Raw genomic sequence first — 17,290 nt, forward strand, 5'->3', positions numbered from 1 at the left:
ACCCTTGCTCGTCCCATTCCTCCGCGTCGCATCCTCGATTTGACCTTTACGTAAAGGGCAAAATCATCTTAGATGCGCCGACATTGACTGTGCGAAGGGAGGAAACCATGGCGCCGGTCGCGACATATGCCTATGAGGATTTTTCCGTTGGGCGGGAATTCCCCCTCGGGCCACAATCGATTTCCGCAGCACAGATCATCGAATTCGCCAGCGAGTTCGATCCCCAGCCCATGCATCTTTCAGAAGAAGCCGGACGCCAGAGCATCCTCGGCGGGTTGGCCGCCTCCGGCTGGCACACTTGCAGCCTGCTGATGCGGATGATGGCCGACAGCTATATTTCGGATTCGACATCGCAGGGCAGCCCCGGCATCGATTATGTCGACTGGAAAAAGCCGGTGCTGGCGGGCGATACGCTTTCGGGAAAATCCATCGTGCTGGAACAGCGCCCTTCCGCTTCGCGCCCCGGCATCGGCCTCGTGAAATTTCGCCACGAGCTTTATAACCAGCGCGGCGTTCTGGTTTCGCACGGCGAAAACACCGTGATGTTCCTGACGCGCGCAAACGGAGACGTTGCAGCATGAGACTGGCAGAACTCTCCCCGATCGGCGAACGCGTCACCCTCGACACGCTGCATTTTTCCGCCGAAGACATTGTTCGCTTCGCCCGTGATTTCGATCCGCAGCCTTTTCACCTTGATGCCGAAGCCGCAAAGAACAGCGTTTTCGGCGGTCTCTGCGCCTCCGGCTGGCACACCGGCGCGGGCTGGATGAAGTGTTTCCTCTCCCACTGGGTAAAGGAAGTGAAGAGGCTGAAGCAGCAGGGCCTCGAACCCCCGAAGCTTGGCCCCTCCCCCGGTTTTCGCGAACTCAGATGGAAAAAACCGGTTTTTGCCGGCGACGATGTCACCTACTTCGTCACCCTGCTCGACGCCCGTCCGCTGGAATCCAGAGCCGGCGTCTGGTTGAACACGACCTTCAATGAAGGCGTCAATCAATCGGGGGAGACGGTGCTAACCTTCCAGAGCGGAGTTCTGGAATTCGAATAGAGGCTCTGGCCCATACCGTCCCGCTGCGATAGCTTCGAAGCAGGTTTCACGGCGGGCGGGTCAATATGGATGATATTCTCAAGGGTTATGCCGAGGCGGCAACGCCGGAGCTGATTTCCAGATTCGATAATCTAGACTGCCGGGAAATTTACGCGCCGGTCATCGACCTGCTGCCCTCGGCACCGTGCCGGATCGCAGATATCGGCAGCGGCACCGGCCGCGACGCCGCATGGTTCGCAGCGCAGGGTCACGATGTCCTGGCAGTCGAGCCGGTCGAGGAACTTCGCGAACCCGGCATGCGATTGCATCCGTCGGACAAGATTACGTGGCTGGATGACAGCTTGCCCGATCTCGCAGAGGCCCGTCTGCAGGGCGTCTTCGATTTGGTCGTCCTGTGCGGCGTCTGGCACCACGTCGATCACGGAGCGAGGCAAACCGCGATGGAAAACCTAGCGGAAATGACGGCGACAGGCGGCTTGCTGATCATGTCACTGCGCCACGGCCCCGCACCCGAAGGTCGTCGCGCCTTTGCCATTTCACCGGCGGAAACCACAGGCGAGGCCGCCCGTTTCGGCTTCACGCTGGTCCGACAGGCTGAAGTCGCCTCCATTCAGGCGGGAAACCGCGCTGTGGGCGTCCACTGGACCTGGATAGCCTTACGGAAGACGGGATAAAGGAGCGGGCTGCCGCAGCAGCCCAGATCGACCTTTCAGCCTCAATGGCCGGAAAACTCCACCAGCGTCCGTACCTCGACACCCAGGTCTTCGAGCTTCTTGCGTCCGCCGAGATCGGGCAGATCGATGACGAAACAGGCCGAAACGATCTCCGCGCCCATCTGCCGCAACAACTTGACCGCGCCTTCAGCAGTGCCGCCGGTGGCGATCAGGTCGTCAACCAGAATGACCTTTTCGCCCGGCTGCACGGCATCCACATGCATTTCCATTTCGTCGACACCATATTCCAGGCTGTAGGCGACACGCACGGTGGTGTGCGGCAGCTTGCCCTTCTTGCGGATCGGTACGAAACCGGCCGACAGCTGATGCGCCACCGCCCCACCCAGAATGAAGCCGCGCGCTTCCATGCCGGCGATCTTGTCGATCTTCGTTCCCGCATAGGGCTGCACGAGTTCGTCCACTGCACGGCGGAAAGCCCGTGGATTGCCGAGCAGTGTCGTGATGTCCCTGAAGATGATGCCCGGCTTCGGATAGTCGGGAATGGAACGGATGGCAGCGGAAAGCTCCGAAGCGATAACGGTCATGGTATTTCCAGTTGAGACAAGGGAAATGGATCAGAGGGTTCGGGTTACCCTATCAACTTGACGGCTGACGACCAACTAAAAAGGCATCAGTGCTCATTCGACCGCCGTCATTCCCTCGATCCGCGCCCATGCCGGGCAGACATCCTCGAAGGAATGCGACAGGGGCCGCAGCGCCTCATCGTCCCTGTCGTCGAAACTTCCCGAGACCAGCGCGACAGTTGGCGCGTCGTCTACGGCGCCAAGCGTACTGCCGCAGACCGGGCAAAAGGCCCGGCTGGAATAATCGGAGGACCGGAAAGTCGAGGGCGCACCGCCTTCACCCGTCCATGTCACCGCATCCCTGTCGAACTCCACCCAGGCAAGGCTGGAGGCGCCGGAATGACGCTGGCAGATATCGCAGGAGCAAGTGTGCGGGTTACCGGGCTCCCCTGTCGCTTCAAAACGGATCGAGCCGCACAGGCAACCGCCGCTGCGAATTTTTGTCATGTCCATCATACTCCCCTCAACACATGAAAAAGCCTCCACGGAAGACCGTGGAGGCGAATGATTGCCGGCATCTGGATGCCAGTTAATGTTCCTTGTTGGCGTAGACCGACTTCTTGGTGAGGTAGATCAGCGCCGTGAAGATGAACAGGAACACCATGACCATGAAGCCGGTGCGCTTGCGCTGCTCCAGATGCGGTTCCGCAGTCCACATCAGGAAGGCGGCAACATCCTTGGAATATTGGTCCACGGTCTGCGGCGCGCCGTCGTCATAGGTCACCTGATCGGCGCTGATGGGCGGAGCCATCTTCAAGGAAGTGGCGCCGACGTAGTACGGGTTGAAGTGCGTACCTTCCGGCACCTTGTACTCCGAACCATCCGTGTTTTTGATGTCGGCCGGCGGGTCCTGATAACCGGTCAGCAGCGCATGGATGTAATCTGGCCCGCCTTCCTGATAACCGCCGATGATCGGGATCATGTCGATGATGAACTGCGGAAAACCACGCTCCACGCCGCGCGCCTTGGCCAGCAGCGACATATCGGGCGGGGCAGCGCCACCATTGGCGGCCGCCGCCGCCTCATGGTTCGGGAACGGCGAAGGGAAATGGTCGGAAGGTACGGCCTTGCGATTATACATTTCGCCGTCGGTATTCGGCCCGTCCTGCACTTCATATTCAGCGGCGAAAGCCTTCACCTGATCTTCCGAATAACCAAGATCTTCCAGCGTGCGGAAGGAAACGAGGCTCATCGAATGGCAGGCGGAGCAGACTTCCTTATAGACCTTCAGGCCGCGCTGAAGCTGGCCCTTGTCGTATTTGCCGAAGGGCCCGGCAAAGGACCAGCTCTGCTCCTCGGGCTTGATGATCGGGAAGTGATTGCCAGCGATCGCATGCTCCGTCCGGGTGGCGAGATCGTGGCTTTCCTCCGCCGCGAGAGCGGCGGCGGAACAGCCTATGGCGGCGATAAACGCGATGCTCGTTACAAGCTTCTTCATTGTCGTCATCCTTCCTTCGCGCTCACACTTCAGCGGCCGCAGATGCGGCGCCCGTCTTGGCGGCGTTCTTTTCGAGAACGGCCTCGGTAATCGAATTCGGAATACGCCGAGGCGTTTCGACCAGACCGAGGATCGGCATGATGACAAGGAAGAAACCGAAGTAGTAGAGTGTACCGAGCTGCGAATAACCGACATAATTGCCTTTGAGATCGCCGGAGAAAATCAGACCGATCAGGCCGCTGCCTTCCGCCGGGCGCGAGCCCAGCCAGCCGAGCAAGATGGCATTCACCACGAACAGCCAGAAGAACATCTTGTACCAGGGACGGTAGACGGCGGAACGAACCTTGGACGTATCGAGCCAGGGCAGGAAGAACAGCACGACGATTGCACCGAACATCACGAGAACGCCACCGAGCTTGGAATCGATGATCCAGATGTTGAAGGTGATGGCGCGCAGCATGGCGTAGAACGGCAGGAAGTACCATTCCGGAACGATATGCGCCGGTGTCTTCAGCGGATCGGCCATGATGTAGTTATCGGGGTGACCGAGGAAGTTCGGCATGTAGAACACGAACCAGGCGTAACCGATCAGGAACACCGAAACCCCAAGCGCATCCTTCAGCGTCGCATAGGGCGTGAAGGGAACCGTGTCGGTCTTGCTCTTCACTTCCACGCCGGTCGGGTTGGTCTGGCCGGTCACATGCAGCGCCCAGATGTGCAGGATGACGACACCCGCGATCATGAAGGGCAGCAGGTAATGCAGCGCGAAGAAGCGGTTCAGCGTCGGCTGGTCCACGGCGAAGCCGCCGAGCAGGAACTGCTGGATCCATTCGCCGATGGCGGGAAACGCCGTGAAGAAGCCGGTGATGACGGTTGCGCCCCAGAAGGACATCTGGCCCCAGGGCAGGACGTAGCCCATGAAACCTGTCGCCATCATCAGCAGGAAGATCACGCAGCCGAGAATCCAGAGGATTTCGCGCGGCGCCTTGTAGGAGCCGTAATAGAGACCGCGGGCGATGTGGAGATAAACCGCGATGAAGAAGAACGACGCACCGTTGGCATGCATGTAGCGCAGCAGCCAGCCATGGTTGACGTCGCGCATGATCTTTTCGACGGAATTGAAGGCGACCGTCGTTTCGGCCGCATAATGCATGGCCAGCACGACGCCGGTGAGGATTTGCACCAGCAGCATGACGGAAAGCATCGCGCCGAAGGTGTAGGCGTAGTTCAGGTTACGCGGGACAGGATAGGCAACGAAGCTGTCATAGATCATGCGCGGCAAGGGAAGCCGCGAATCGATCCACCTTTCGATGCCGGTGGACGGCTGATAACTGGAATGACCACTCATGAATATCTGTCCCCTTATCCGATCTTGATCACGGTATCGGATGTGAATGCAAATGTCGGGATGGCGAGGTTCTGCGGCGCCGGACCCTTACGTATGCGGCCCGCCGTATCGTAGTGCGAGCCATGGCAGGGACAGAACCACCCGCCGAAATCGCCGGCCTGGCCGAGCGGAACGCAGCCGAGATGGGTGCAGGAACCGACCATGACGATCCAGTTTTCCTTGCCCTCGCCGGCGGAACGGTCGATATCGGTCGCCTGCGCGTCGTCGGCGATGTTGGCATTGCGCGCCACGGGATCCTTGAGATCGCCGAGAGCGACGGCCTTGGCTTCCTCGATTTCCTTCTCCGTGCGGTTGCGGATGAAAATCGGCTTGCCGCGCCACTTCACGGTAAGGGACATGCCGGGCTCGACGGCCGCGACATCCACCTCGATGGAGGCGAGCGCCCGGGTCGATGCATCAGGACGCATCTGGTCGATAAAGGGCCATGCGGCGGCGGCGGCACCGACGGCGCCCGCCATTCCCGTCACTAGATAAAGAAAATCGCGACGGGTCGGTTCACCCGAAGCGTCGTGATTGGTTACGTGCTCGCTCACCGCTACACCATCCTCTGCGCTGTTTTTGCCGTAAATCGCATGAGTCCTCCCGCTATGATTTGATCCAAGACAAACTCCGTCCCATCGTCCTGGTCATTCTCGCGGCATTTGAGAAAACCGCGTCATGTGTTTGATCGCAAAATATTGACTGACTTGGCAAGAGCAAAGCACACAAAGCTGCCGTAATTCTGCCGGAGGGGGCCGATTTGGCTCGCATTTTTTCGCCGTCCTTGGCAGGCGGGCAACATTGTGCGCATCCATGCACCATGTTAGGAGACTTCAAGGGAGAGCGCGGAAAGCAGGGATTCGGATGACGGCGAAGCTCTCTTGCATGGTCTTGACGGCGGTGACTGCCGTTCTTTTCATTGCCAGCCTGCGCTACGTCACCGATTTCTGGCTTCTCGCCTTTGTCACCAGCTTCCAGCTGCACATCGCCGTCGCCTGTATCCTGCTGTCATGTCTCGTTTTCTGGCTGACGCGCGATGCGGTTTCGGCGGTCCTCGTCGTCTGGTCGCTCGCGCTCGCCATCCATGCGGTGATGATGCTGATGGAATTTTCCACATCCGCCGTCGCAACGCCAGGGGCAAAGCCGTTTCGGCTGCTGTCCTTCAATGTCTTGATGGACAATGCCGCCAATGCGGAAGCGATTGCCGATAAGATCCTCGAATCGGGTGCCGACGCCGTCTATCTCTTCGAGGCGGCGGCATTGCAATCGGTTCTGCCGCGTCTGCAGCAAACCTATCCCTACAGGCTCGGCTGCTTTGCGGGAACGCCCGGATGCGACCTGGTCATTCTGTCAAAACGACCCTTGCTGGAAGGCCGTTTCCACAGCCTGAGCGATCTGCGCCGTGATCGGTTTGCGATCGCCAGTATCGATCTCGACGGCACGGAGCTGACGCTCGCCGCCGGCCATATCACCAAGCCCTATTTCGACGATTATCATCGCGATGAGCTCGATGAAGTCAGCGAAATCCTCTTTCGCGTCACCGGCCCGCTCATTCTCGCCGGAGATTTCAATTCGTCCAGCATCGCCCCGGATATGCGTGCATTCCTCGCCGCCAACGAGCTGAAGAAAGCCACCTTCGAACCCGCCACATGGCCGACGGAGGCTGGCCGTTTCGGTATCGCCATCGACCACATCTTCGCGCGCGAACCGGCAACACTCATGAAAACCACCCGCCTGCCCGACAGCCTCGGCTCCAACCATTTCGGCCTGATGGCGGATTTCATGATCGGCCGGTAAGGGCAAAGACCCGCAACAAAACGGCGGCCCGAAAGCCGCCGTCCAGATGGTCCCGAGTCGCAGAGCCGTTCAGAACTCGGACCAGTCCTCGGCTGCGGCAGCCTGACGCCCGCCGCCAAAGGCTGCGGCGATTTTACGCCCCATGGTGCGCGCCGGCGAAGGCTGGGCGACAGAGGCCGGACCGGCAGGAACGACATGGTCCGCGCCCTTCTGCAGCACGAACTGGGAAAGAAGCGTGTTAAGGGCGCTGGCCTGCGAGGCAAGGCTGCCGCTCGCCGCTGTCGTCTGCTCCACCATGGCCGCGTTTTTCTGCGTGCCCTGATCCATCAGGTTCACGGCGGAACTGATTTCCGAAAGACCTGTCGACTGCTCGCGCGTCGAAACGGCAATGGATGCGACATGGCGGTTGATTTCCCGCACCTCACCGACGATGCCCGCAAGCGCCTCTCCTGTCTTGCCGACAAGCGTGACACCTTCGCGCACCTGTTCACCGGAGCGGTTGATGAGGATTTTGATCTCCTTGGCGGCATTGGCCGAACGCTGGGCCAGTTCACGAACCTCCTGCGCCACGACGGCAAAGCCCTTGCCGGCATCGCCCGCACGGGCGGCCTCCACGCCGGCATTCAGCGCCAGCAGGTTGGTCTGGAAGGCGATCTCGTCGATGACGCTGATGATGTTGCTGATCTCATTGGCGGATTTTTCGATGTCCTGCACCGCCAGCACCGTACGGGTAACGATCTCCCCGGACATTTCAGCGCTCTCACGCGCCCGCTCCACAAGCCGGCCGGCTTCGGCGGCGCGATGAGCCGAATCCTGCACGGCCGTCGTCACTTCTTCCAGCGCGGCTGCGGTTTCCTCGACGGAGGCGGCCTGCTGTTCGGTGCGGCGGGAAAGATCGCCTGCCGCCTCCAGAATTTCGCCGGCGCCCGCATCGATGGCCCGTGCGTTTTCACCCACCGAGCGCAATGCCGCTTGCAGCGTGGCGACGGATTCGTTGAAATCGCCGCGCAGGCCGTCAAGCCGCTCGGCAAAGGCCATGTCCAGGCGGACGGTCATATCGCCACGGGAAAGCTGATTCAGCCCATTTCCGAGATTTTCGACCGCGAAACGAACTTCTTCCGCTTCTCTGGCCTTTTCTGCCTCATGTTCGATCCGCTCCCGCTCGCTGAGGCTGCGGTTGGCTTCAGTCTCGTGTTCCAGACGCTCACGTTCGATGGCGTTGTCACGGAAAACGGCAACGGCCGCAGCCATTTCACCGATCTCATCCTTACGGCCCGAATGCGGGATGGCGCTCTCCTTGTCCCCGGCCGCAAGACCGTTCATGGCGAAAGTGATATCGGCGATGGGACGGGAAATACGCCTGAAACTGAAGAAGGCAGCACCAAGCGCAACCGCAGCGGCGATGAGCATTACGGCAAGCGACATGATGAGGGCCAGATTGCCCGCATCTTCCGCGGCCTGCTTGTCACTCAAACCGAGCTGGCGATTGTCTTCGATCATTTCTTTCAACAGCGCGCCTGCACTGTTGCCCACCGGCGTCATCCGGGCGATTATGGCGGTGGCGCCATCCATATCACCGGCAACAAGCGTCTTCCGCAGTTCTGCGCCCATGGCCTCATACTTCGCCACCGCAGTGTTGAGACGCTCGAATTTTTCGCGGATTTTCGCAATTTTCAGTTCAGCCGCATAGGCCTCGAATGCTTTTGCCCGTTCTTCCTGATATTGCAGCGTGCGCTGGAAAAGCGCGTTTCGCGCCTCCGGGGTGGAGGCGGTCAAAACGGACAGATAATTGCGCCGGATATCGTCAAGCCGGTCACCGAGATCGGCGATTGCAAGCGACCGCTCCATTCGCAGGACAATATTGCTTGCCTGTCTGTCCATCTCGTCCACGGAACGAATGCTGGCGACGCCCTGCACCAGAGAGAAAAAGACCGTGACGCCAAACAATGTCGGCAAAAGAATACGAATTTTGAAAAAACTCATCATTTCATCCCCAAAAGCCCACAGCCAAGACGGCCAGACATTTTTCTCGCATTGAGGGATAAACAAGAGCTTACCGGCGCGTTATGAAATCTTTGATTGCATATTTTCGTAAATTAACATTTTACCGAGTACTAACAACAACTTTAAATTTCATGATATGCGGTTTTAAATAATCGAAATTTCGAAACCTCTCACGCGTTCTCGCTCGATGCGAGAAACCCACCCGACTGGCGTGCCCACAAATCGGCATAAAGCCCCCCCTGCGCGACAAGCTCGCTATGTTTGCCCTGCTCCACGATGCGCCCGCGATCCATCACGATCAGCCGGTCGAGAGCGGCGATGGTGGACAGGCGATGGGCGATGGCAAGCACTGTCTTGCCCTGCATCAGCTCGTCCAGATTGCTCTGGATCGCCGCCTCCACCTCGGAATCGAGCGCCGACGTCGCCTCATCGAGCACCAGGATCGGCGCATCCTTCAGCATCACGCGGGCAATGGCGATGCGCTGGCGCTGGCCGCCGGAGAGTTTCACGCCGCGTTCGCCCACATGCGCATCGAACCCCTTGCGTCCCCGCTGATCCTCGAGCCTTGCGATGAAATCATCCGCCTTGGCGCGTCGCGTCGCCTGCTGCAACTGCGCCTCGGTGGCATCGGTGCGGCCGAACATGATGTTGTCACGAATGGAGCGATGCAGCAGGGACGTATCCTGCGTGACCATGCCGATATGGGCCCGGAGCGATTCCTGCGTGACGTCGGCGATATCCTGCCCATCGATCAGAATGCGGCCTTTTTCGACATCGTAAAACCGCAGCAGCAGATTGACGAGGGTGGATTTGCCCGCGCCCGAGCGCCCGACGATACCGACCTTCTCACCCGCCCTGATATCGAGATTGAGATTATCGATGACGCCGTTCGCCCGCCCGTAATGGAAGCTGACATTCTCGAAACGGATACTTGGTTTCCTGACTTCCAGCACAGTCGCCTCAGGCGCATCGATGAGACCGATCGGCTGCGAAATCAATTCGGCGGCATTCTGCACCGTGCCGAAATTGCGCATGATGCCGTTGAACTGCGTCATCAGCCGACCGAGCAGAAAGTTGAGACGCAATACCAGCGCCAGCGTGAAAGCCACGGCGCCGGAGCTGATCCTGCCGGACAGCCACAGATCGATGCAGAGCGCCGCCATGGAGGTGATCATCACCCCGGACAGCAGCGCCATCGATGCGCGCACGCCGGTGATGAAGCGCGTGAACGTCATGGTCGCGTGCTGGAAAATATCGAAACCCTGACGCATGTAGCGGTCATTGGCGTCGTCGCGCCCGAACAGCCGCAGCGTCTGGATATTGCTATAGGCATCCACCATGCGACCGGAGAGCATCGAGGCGGCTTCCGCCGTTTCCTTCGAATGGTGGCGGATACGCGGCACGAAATAACGCGCCAGCAGCGAGAAGATCGCCACCCAGACGACAACGACAATCGCAAGCCGCCAGTCCAGCCCGCCGATCAGGAACAGCATGGAAACGGAATAAATGCCGACGAACCACACGCTCTCCATCAGCGAGGTGACGAGATCGCCTGCCGCCTGCCCGCCCGACCAGACCTTGGTGACGATACGGCCGGAAAAATCGTTCTGGAAGAAGGTCAGCGATTGCCGCGCCACGTGCATATAGGACTGCCAGCGCACCAGATTGTAAAAGCCGGGCGTGATGATCTGCTGATCCACCAGAGCGGTGATCATGGTGACGACAAAACGGACGATGCCGATCAGCACCAGCATGCCGACCAGTTCGCCGCCATGCGCCGCAAGCAGCCCCGCCCAGCCTTCTTCGGGTTTGACCGTCGAGAGAATATCGACGAGACGTCCGACGAACCAGAACAGCGCCGCCTCGATGGCCGCCGTCAGCCCGCCCAGCACCAGCATGGCGAAAAACGGCGCCTTGGCCTGCGATATGTAGAACCAGATGAAGGCGAACGTGCTTTCAGGCGGCCGCAAATCGTCCTTGCGGGCGAAGGGCTTTATCCAGTTCTCGAAAAACTCGAAGATGCGGGTAATGACCATGATCCGGATATAGGCGGATTCCCGGAGCGGGAACAGCCGCGGAGGCTGAGGGAGGAGATTATATTTCGGTAACGTTCGGGAAATGAAAAAGGGCGGGGAATGTTCCCCGCCCTCTCGTCTTTCCTTACTCCGCAGCCACTTCCGCCTCATGATCGGCGATGAAGCCGCCGGACTGGCGCCGCCACAGGTCGGCATAGATGCCGCCCATCGCCACCAGTTCCGCATGGCTGCCCGCTTCCACGATCCGGCCCTTGTCGAGGATGATGAGCCGGTCCATTTCGGTCAGCGTCGAAAGGCGGTGGGCGATCGCAATCACCGTCTTGCCTTCCATCAGCGAGAACAGGTTTTCCTGGATCGCCGCCTCGACTTCGGAGTCGAGCGCCGAAGTCGCCTCGTCCAGCACCAGAATCGGCGCATTCTTGAGGAAGACGCGGGCGATGGCGATACGCTGGCGCTGGCCGCCGGAGAGCTTCACGCCGCGTTCGCCTACCTGGGCATCGAGGCCCTGGCGACCATGCATGTCGACAAGCGTCTCGATGAAGTCCCAGGCATTCGCCCGCTTTGCCGCTGCGATCACCTGCTCGTCGGTGGCTTCGGGGTGGCCATAAGCGATGTTGTCGCGGATCGAACGGTGCAGCAGCGACGTATCCTGCGTCACGACGCCGATCAGCTCGCGAAGGCTGTCCTGCGACACCTTGGAGATGTCCTGCCCGTCGATGGTGATCCTGCCGGCTTCGAGGTCGTAGAAGCGCAGAAGCAGGTTCATCAGCGTCGTCTTGCCCGCACCGGAGCGGCCGACCAGACCGACCTTCTCGCCCGGCTTGATGTCGAGCGTCAGCCCGTCGATCACGCCCTTGCTCTTGCCGTAATGGAAGCGGACGTTGTCATAACGGATGGCGCCCTGCGGAGCCGCAAGCTGCGGCGCCTTGGCGACATCGACGATATCGTGCGGCTTCGTCATCATCGACATGCCGTCATAGACCGTGCCGATGTTTTCGAACAGCGAGGTGACTTCCCACATGATCCACTGCGACATGCCGTTGACGCGCATGGCAAGGCTGATGGCGATGGCGACCGAACCGGCCGTGACCGAGCCCTGCATCCAGAAATAAAGACCGAGCGCCGCCGTGGAAAACAGCACCAGGGCGTTGTTGAGGTCGATCAGGATGTTGAAGCCGGAAATCTTGCGCATCTGGCGGTGAACCGTGCCGAGAAACACGTTCATGCCCTCGCGCGCATATCTTTCCTCGCGCCCCGCATGGGAAAACAGCTTGATCGTCGAGATATTGGTGTAGCTGTCGACGATCCGGCCCGTCATCATCGAGCGCGCATCGGCCTGTTCCTGCGCCAGCCGGCCGAGCTTCGGCACGAAATAAGCGAGGATTGCCATATAGATACCGAGCCAGACGAGCAGCGGGATGACCAGCCGCCAGTCCGCCGCCGCCACCATGAACAGCATCGAGACAACGAAGCTGATCGCGTAGACGAAGACGTCGATCACCTTCAGCGCCACTTCGCGGATCGCCAGCGCCGTCTGCATCACCTTGGTCGAAACCCGGCCGGCAAATTCGTTGGCGAAGAAGTTCATCGAGTGACGCAGCAGGAAACGGTGCATCTTCCAGCGCGCGATCATGCCGAAATTGCCGGCCAGCGTCTGGTGCATCGTCATGGTGTGGATCGCGCCCATCAGCGGCAGCAGGAATAGCACCAGCCCCGCCATGCCGATCAGATGCCAGCCTTCATCGGCAAAAAACGTCTCGCGATTGGCCGTGGAAAGCCAGTCGACGATATTGCCGAGGAATTTGTAGAGCATGGCTTCCGCAATGGCGATGCCCATGGACATCAGGCCGAGCAGCAGCAGCCATGGCCACGCAGGCTTCACATAGTGCCACAGGAACGGCAAAAGCTTCTTCGGCGGCACGGAGGGCGCCGAAGCGGGAAAAGGATCGAGGCGTTTTTCAAACCAGCCAAACATAGGCCGAACTCCGGCAATCAATCGTTCCATCGTGACATGGTGAGCGGACACAAATATGGCTCACGAGGGAACGGAAAAGTCTTTGAACATGGCCGCAACAGCCACATGGTGAATCGAAATATGGGAAATGCGGCCGGGCCGCAGGGTACCACCTAAGCCAGCAGACGAACTACTGGGGCCGGGAGGCGAATACGAATGTCATTTGGCATGAGAACCTCCCTTGGCTGGTGTTGAAGACATGGCCTTGTAGCGCAAAAATTAAGCAATGACCAGACGGAAAGACACCGAATGCGCGAGAAACATGCAATGGCCGCCCATAAGGCGAGCAGGTGAAGACAAGCCGAAGGGCCTCCACCCGTCAAACGATGTGGACGTCGCCTTATTCGGCTGCGTCCTGCGCCTGCCCGTTCTCATATTCCGCAATCAGCTCGGCCATTCCAGCCTGCGTATGACGCTTCAGCTCCCGGCGGTCGCTTGGCTGGGGCGCGAAGGTGACGGTGAGGCCCGTGTCCCTTATCGTGCCGATGGCGAAAGACGCACCGGACAGCATCCGCACGCCGGCATGCAGCCACAGCGGATCGGTGGCGAAATGCTGGCCGATGCCGACCACGACAGGAATGCCCTGCCAGTGCGACATGCGGTCGTAATGAATGTGACCCGCCAGAATGCCGATCACATCGTGCTCGAACAATATATCGTCCAGAGCTTCGGTATCGGCGAAGGACAGGGATTCCCACTCCGCATCCGGGCGGTCGAAATCCAGCGCCGGCGCATGGTGCATCACCAGCAGCTTCGGCAGGTCGGGGTGGTTTTCAAGTTCATCCTCGAGCCATTCGATCTGGCCCGGCTCGAAAGCGCCGCCGACCTTGCCCGGAACGCTGGTGTCCATGACGATGATGTGGATGCCAGCAATGACCTCGGCATGGTCATAGGGTTCGTCCAGATCCTCATGACGGTCGAGCATGACGGGGTAAAAACCATCGCGGCGGTCATGGTTGCCGAGCGCGAAGAGCACCGGCACATCCAGTTCCGCCTCGGCCATCAGGCGCTTGAGTTCTTCATAGCTGCCGGCATCGCCCCGGTTGGTCAGATCGCCGCTGACGACGATGAATTCGGGCGCCGGCACCAGCGCCTTGACCTGGGTCAGCGTGGCGGCAAGCGTGGCCGAGGTCTCGGAATAAAGATCGTCGTCCTGCACCTGCGGATTGCCGATATGGAGATCGGTCAGATGGACGAAATTCACCCGTTCGAACATGGCTTTTTTCCTATCATCGCTATTGTGGGATGACTAACATCGGCGCATGACAGCCGAATGACCCCGCACGGCGAAAACCCGTGACAATGGCGCTCCATGCTGGAACATGGGGACCTGACCGGTAGACTGATTCACGGTGAACCATGGCGATTTCCGAACTGCAATTCATCGAATACGTCACCCGAAACGACACCAATAAATGGCTGCTGGAGAGGCTTTCCGGTTTGCAGCTGCCGCAGGCGACATTGACGGCGGGCTGCCTGTTCCAGACCGTCTGGAATCTCAAAAGCGGCGACGAGCCGCAACGGGCGATCAGGGATTATGACGTCTTCTATTTCGACGCCGACGATCTTTCATGGGAAGCCGAAGACGCCGTGATCCAGCAGGCCAACCGGCTGCTTGGCGATCTCGCCGACAAGGTCGAGATCAGGAACCAGGCGCGCGTGCATCTCTGGTATGAACGGAAATTCGGCGTTTCCTGCCCGCCGCTCTTGCGGGTTGAAGACGGCATCGACCGATATCTGGTTGCCTGTACCCGGCTTGGAATTCGGATCGACGATGGCAGCCTCTATGCGCCGGACGGGCTGGACGATATGTGGAACGGCATCCTGCGTCTCAATCCCAACAATCCGCAGGTCGATCTCTTCGAGCGCAAATGCCGCGACTACCAGGCAAGATGGCCGTGGCTGACGATGGCGGTGTGATGCCGAGCCGTGTTAAGCGTTCGCAACAACACGCAAAATATTGAATCAGCGGAAACATGAACAACATCAGGATCGCCCTTTACCAGCCCGATATTCCCGGCAATACCGGCACCATCCTGCGGCTGGCCGCCTGCCTTGGCCTCGGCGTCGACATCATCGAGCCGGCGGGTTTCGATATTTCCGACCGCAACCTGAAGCGGGCGGGCATGGATTACATCGCGGCGGCCTCGCTGACGCGCCATGTCAACTGGGATCGTTTCGAAGAGTGGCGGGCAACCACCGGCCGCCGCCTCGTGCTTGCCTCCACGAAGGCCGCCCTGCCCTATGTAAAAATCGCCTATCGCCCCGACGATATCCTGCTTTTCGGCCGCGAAAGCGCGGGCGTGCCGGACCATGTGCATGAAAAGGCGGATGAGCGAATCATCATCCCGATGGTCGAAGGCCAGCGTTCGATCAACGTCGCCATGTCTGCGGCGATGGTCGCCGGCGAGGCTTTGCGCCAGACGACATGGACGTAAGCGCCATTTTTAGCGCCAATTTTTCGGGCAAATACAAAACTTGACCGTTTTTACTTCAAAACTGTCGCAACCCGGCCTGTACCGGGGGCGTTGAGGCCCCTATACTAATTAGCCGGACAATAAAAATCGCCCTCGCCGGAAACGTCCGCCGGCGGGTGTGAGGAGACGTCGCATGCAATCCACCATTGTCATCGTCAACCTTCTTGGCGCAGTCGCGCTGCTGCTCTTCGGTCTTGCCCAGGTCAAGGACGGGGTTACCCGCGCCTTCGGCATGAAACTCCGAAGCGTGCTGGCCACCGGCACCCGGAACGGCCCCCGTTCCTTCTTTTCCGGCTTCTTCGCCACCGTCGCCCTGCAGAGTTCGACGGCGACGGCGCTGACGGTCGCCTCCTTCGCGGAACGGGACCTCATCAAGCCGCGCATGGCGCAGGTGGTGCTGCTTGGCGCCAATGTCGGCACCGCCGTCACCGCATGGATCGTGGCCGCAGGTGTGGAATGGCTGTCGCCGCTTTTGATCCTTTCAGGCATCGTGCTCAAAAAGGGCAGTTCCAACGCCAGACAGGGCGGTGGAACGGCGCTGGTCGGCATCGGCCTGATGCTTCTTTCGCTGCATCTGTTGAGCGGCGCCACCGAACCGATGCGCGCCTCGCCCGCTCTTGCCGTTTTCATCGGCCTGCTCGACGGCGCATGGCCCGTCGCGCTGATCTTCTCCGCCGTGCTCGCCTTCGTCTCCTCCTCCAGCCTCGCCGTCGTCGTGCTCATCCTGTCGCTGGCCGCCACCGGCACCTTGTCCGCCGGGCTCATCATCGTCCTTATTCTCGGCGCCAATCTCGGCGGCGCCATTCCGCCCGTCATCGCCACGCTTTCCGGCCCCGCATCCGCGCGGCGCATCACCATCGGCAATCTCGTCGTGCGCACCGTCGGCTGCCTCATCGCGCTGCCGCTCGCCTCCTATGGCGCCACGTATCTGCAGCAATTGCCGCTTTCGCCCGCAAAACTGCCTGTTGATGCCCACCTCATCTTCAATGTCATTCTGGCGGCGCTGGCCTGGCCCTTCTCCGGCCTGATACCCGACCTGATGGCCAAGCTGGTGCCGGGCGATCCGAAGGCGGAGGACGGTCCGAATTTCCTCGACCAGCAGGCGCTGGATATGCCTGTCGTGGCGCTTGCCAACGCCACCCGCGAAGTCCTAAGCGTTGGCGACAGCATCGAGCGGATGCTGATCCGTGCCGAAAACGCCTTCAAGCACAATGATCTCACGCCGCTTCAGGAAGTGTCCCTGCTCGAAAAGAAGGTCGACCGCCGCCAGCAGGAGGTGAAGGTCTATCTGTCGCAACTGGGGCGCAAGGGACTTTCCGACGAGGAAGCACGCCGTTCGATCGCCATCATCGACTATGCGATCAACCTCGAACATATCGGCGATATCATCGAAAAGGGCATCTGCGAGCAGATCCGCAAGAAGGTGCTGAACAGCTTCAAGTTTTCCGATGACGGTTATGAGGAGCTGAAGACCCTGTTCGACATGACCATCGAGAACCTGCGCGCCGCCCAGAGCATTCTGGTAACCGGCGATTTCGAGCTCGCCCGCCGGCTGATGGAGAGCAAGGTGGATATACGCCGGCTCGAAAAACAGTCCTCGAACCGCCATCTTGAGCGGCTACGCGACGGGCTGGCGGAAAGCATGCAGACCAGTTCGCTGCATCTCGACATGTTGCGGGATCTGAAGCGCATCAACGCCCATATCGTTTCGGTGGCGCATCCCATTCTGGATGAAAGCGGCGTGCTGATCGAAAGCCGCCTGCGTTACGCGGAACCGCGCGCCTGAGAATTTCCA

At 59.9% G+C, this 17,290-nt stretch carries 16 protein-coding genes; 7 read left to right on the plus strand and 9 right to left on the minus strand.

Translation table 11 applies throughout. The annotated features are described in order from the left end of the window. Nucleotides 1-107: 107 nt before the first annotated feature. The 3 genes from N5D22_RS23405 (at nucleotide 108) to N5D22_RS23415 (ending at nucleotide 1,719) form a co-directional block, all read left to right on the plus strand. A complete protein-coding gene (locus N5D22_RS23405) occupies nucleotides 108-581 on the plus strand; it encodes a MaoC family dehydratase (protein WP_279658303.1) in 474 nt (157 codons plus the stop codon). Continuing rightward, nucleotides 578-1,045, plus strand: a complete 468-nt coding sequence (locus N5D22_RS23410; protein WP_279658304.1) for a MaoC family dehydratase — start codon at nucleotides 578-580, stop codon at nucleotides 1,043-1,045. The genes N5D22_RS23405 and N5D22_RS23410 overlap by 4 nt, the downstream gene beginning before the upstream one ends. A 65-nt stretch (nucleotides 1,046-1,110) precedes the next feature. Continuing rightward, on the plus strand, nucleotides 1,111-1,719 hold the full coding sequence (locus N5D22_RS23415; protein WP_279658305.1) for a class I SAM-dependent methyltransferase: 609 nt from the start codon (nucleotides 1,111-1,113) through the stop codon (nucleotides 1,717-1,719). Between the two features lie 41 nt (nucleotides 1,720-1,760). On the opposite strand, the gene N5D22_RS23420 is transcribed toward N5D22_RS23415, so the two are convergent. From N5D22_RS23420 to petA, 5 genes are all read right to left on the minus strand, one after another. After that, a complete protein-coding gene (locus N5D22_RS23420; protein WP_003494623.1) occupies nucleotides 1,761-2,303 on the minus strand; it encodes an adenine phosphoribosyltransferase in 543 nt (180 codons plus the stop codon). A 93-nt stretch (nucleotides 2,304-2,396) separates the two neighbouring features. Further along, on the minus strand, nucleotides 2,397-2,789 hold the full coding sequence (locus tag N5D22_RS23425) for a GFA family protein (protein ID WP_279658306.1): 393 nt from the start codon (nucleotides 2,787-2,789) through the stop codon (nucleotides 2,397-2,399). Between the two features lie 82 nt (nucleotides 2,790-2,871). Next, nucleotides 2,872-3,780 carry a cytochrome c1 gene (locus N5D22_RS23430; protein ID WP_279658307.1) on the minus strand — a complete coding sequence of 303 codons (909 nt, stop codon included), beginning with the start codon at nucleotides 3,778-3,780 and terminating at the stop codon, nucleotides 2,872-2,874. A gap of 22 nt (nucleotides 3,781-3,802) precedes the next feature. Further along, nucleotides 3,803-5,128, minus strand: coding sequence for a cytochrome b N-terminal domain-containing protein (locus N5D22_RS23435; protein WP_279658308.1), 1,326 nt, complete (start codon nucleotides 5,126-5,128; stop codon nucleotides 3,803-3,805). Nucleotides 5,129-5,142: 14 nt separating this feature from the next. After that, on the minus strand, nucleotides 5,143-5,721 hold the full coding sequence (gene petA, locus N5D22_RS23440) for a ubiquinol-cytochrome c reductase iron-sulfur subunit (RefSeq protein WP_279658309.1): 579 nt from the start codon (nucleotides 5,719-5,721) through the stop codon (nucleotides 5,143-5,145). Between the two features lie 310 nt (nucleotides 5,722-6,031). Here petA and N5D22_RS23445 point away from each other — a divergent pair, with 310 nt between their 5' ends. Further along, nucleotides 6,032-6,964, plus strand: coding sequence for an endonuclease/exonuclease/phosphatase family protein (locus tag N5D22_RS23445; RefSeq protein WP_279658310.1), 933 nt, complete (start codon nucleotides 6,032-6,034; stop codon nucleotides 6,962-6,964). Nucleotides 6,965-7,033: 69 nt separating this feature from the next. Here N5D22_RS23445 and N5D22_RS23450 read toward each other — a convergent pair whose 3' ends face one another. The 4 genes from N5D22_RS23450 to N5D22_RS23465 all read right to left on the minus strand — a co-directional run bounded on the left by N5D22_RS23450 (nucleotide 7,034) and on the right by N5D22_RS23465 (nucleotide 14,234). Beyond that, a complete protein-coding gene (locus N5D22_RS23450; protein ID WP_279658311.1) occupies nucleotides 7,034-8,947 on the minus strand; it encodes a methyl-accepting chemotaxis protein in 1,914 nt (637 codons plus the stop codon). A 191-nt stretch (nucleotides 8,948-9,138) separates the two neighbouring features. After that, entirely contained in the window at nucleotides 9,139-11,004 is a 1,866-nt protein-coding gene (locus N5D22_RS23455) for an ABC transporter ATP-binding protein (protein ID WP_279658312.1), read from the minus strand. A gap of 124 nt (nucleotides 11,005-11,128) precedes the next feature. After that, nucleotides 11,129-12,979 carry an ABC transporter ATP-binding protein gene (locus N5D22_RS23460; RefSeq protein ID WP_279658313.1) on the minus strand — a complete coding sequence of 617 codons (1,851 nt, stop codon included), beginning with the start codon at nucleotides 12,977-12,979 and terminating at the stop codon, nucleotides 11,129-11,131. Between the two features lie 379 nt (nucleotides 12,980-13,358). Continuing rightward, nucleotides 13,359-14,234 carry a phosphodiesterase gene (locus tag N5D22_RS23465; protein WP_279658314.1) on the minus strand — a complete coding sequence of 292 codons (876 nt, stop codon included), beginning with the start codon at nucleotides 14,232-14,234 and terminating at the stop codon, nucleotides 13,359-13,361. 143 nt (nucleotides 14,235-14,377) lie between these two features. Here N5D22_RS23465 and N5D22_RS23470 point away from each other — a divergent pair, with 143 nt between their 5' ends. The 3 genes from N5D22_RS23470 (at nucleotide 14,378) to N5D22_RS23480 (ending at nucleotide 17,281) form a co-directional block, all read left to right on the plus strand. Beyond that, complete coding sequence (locus tag N5D22_RS23470) at nucleotides 14,378-14,938, plus strand: nucleotidyltransferase family protein (protein ID WP_279658315.1); 561 nt, start codon at nucleotides 14,378-14,380, stop codon at nucleotides 14,936-14,938. A 56-nt stretch (nucleotides 14,939-14,994) separates the two neighbouring features. Further along, complete coding sequence (locus N5D22_RS23475; RefSeq protein ID WP_279658316.1) at nucleotides 14,995-15,456, plus strand: tRNA (cytidine(34)-2'-O)-methyltransferase; 462 nt, start codon at nucleotides 14,995-14,997, stop codon at nucleotides 15,454-15,456. Nucleotides 15,457-15,628: 172 nt separating this feature from the next. Next, the gene (locus tag N5D22_RS23480; RefSeq protein ID WP_279658317.1) at nucleotides 15,629-17,281 is read left to right on the plus strand and encodes a Na/Pi cotransporter family protein; all 1,653 of its coding nucleotides are present in this window, start codon (nucleotides 15,629-15,631) and stop codon (nucleotides 17,279-17,281) included. The last annotated feature ends 9 nt before the right edge of the window (nucleotides 17,282-17,290 follow it).

This window comes from Agrobacterium sp. GD03872, assembly GCF_029840625.1.
GTDB classification, from domain to species: Bacteria; Pseudomonadota; Alphaproteobacteria; order Rhizobiales; family Rhizobiaceae; genus Agrobacterium; species Agrobacterium fabrum_A.